The organism is Oleiphilus sp. HI0132, assembly GCF_001635845.1.
The window spans coordinates 1-1,022 of the sequence record NZ_LWGJ01000086.1 but is presented as its reverse complement, the minus strand read 5'-3'; the positions used below and the strand labels follow the sequence as shown (position 1 = coordinate 1,022).

Annotated in this window: 1 pseudogene; it reads left to right on the top strand. The window is 48.0% G+C overall.

Annotated features, from left to right (window positions below):
* Positions 1-1,022: pseudogene (locus A3766_RS30065) on the top strand (hypothetical protein); the annotation flags it as partial.

Genomic DNA, 1,022 nt, shown 5'->3' with positions numbered 1-1,022 from the left:
TAGAAACAACACAGCCAGAGGAACAAGCAGTTCCAACAGCCGCAGCAAAAGAAGTCGTGCGCGAAGAAGCTGCGGTTAAATCTATTTCACATGCTAGCCCTGCACCTCAAGTTTCAGCGCCTGCAACTGAAGCTGCACCTCAAAAGCAAGCTGAGCAAAGCGAAGAAACTGGCCTAATGAAGCGTTTGAAATCCAAGCTATCGGCAATGTTCAGCGCAGAAGAGAAAGCCTCCTCTGTTGCTAATGAAGCACCTGCTAGAAAGCAGCAGCGCAGCACTCAAGGCAACCGCAGTAACCAGAAGAATAGAAACAAGCAACGAGACTCTCAGTCTGGCGATAACGCTTCAGGCAACAACCGCAACCGTAATAAGTCTGGCCAAAATCGAAATCAACGCGATGAAAATCGCAGAGATGATCGCGGCAACCAACGTAACCGACGCAATCAAAACAATGACTCGCGTCGTAGCAATGATAATCGCGGCAACAGATCAAATTCTGAGAACACTCGCGACCAGAAGCAAAACGATTCACGCACTCAGAACAAAGAAGGTTCGCAGCGCAGAAATCGTAGCGGTAACCGTCCTGCCAAGAAATATGAGGATAAACAACGCCCTGAAGAAGCGCCCGTGGTAAACAATACCTTAGCAAAAGCGGACGACAGTGTAGAAGCCAATACCACAAAGCCTGAAGCTAAAAGCAGCGAAAATAAATCCACTACTCGCTCTTCTAACCGTAGACGTTCAGAAAACCGTGGCGAGCGCCGTAGCAAAGCTCCTACGAAGAATGCTGAAACTGACACCAAGGGTGCAGTTAGCACAGCAAGCGAAAGCCTTAAGGAAACAACTAAGCCTGTCGCTACAACTGAGCCTAAAGCAGAAGTCTCAAAACCTAAGGTAGAAGAGAAGAGTTCATTGCCTCAAGCGAGTAGCAACGCTAGCCCTGCACCTGCTGCAACTGAAAGCAAGGAAAATAAAAGCTCTGATAAAGCTGAAGTTGCCGAAACTAAAGCTGTAGATTCGCCT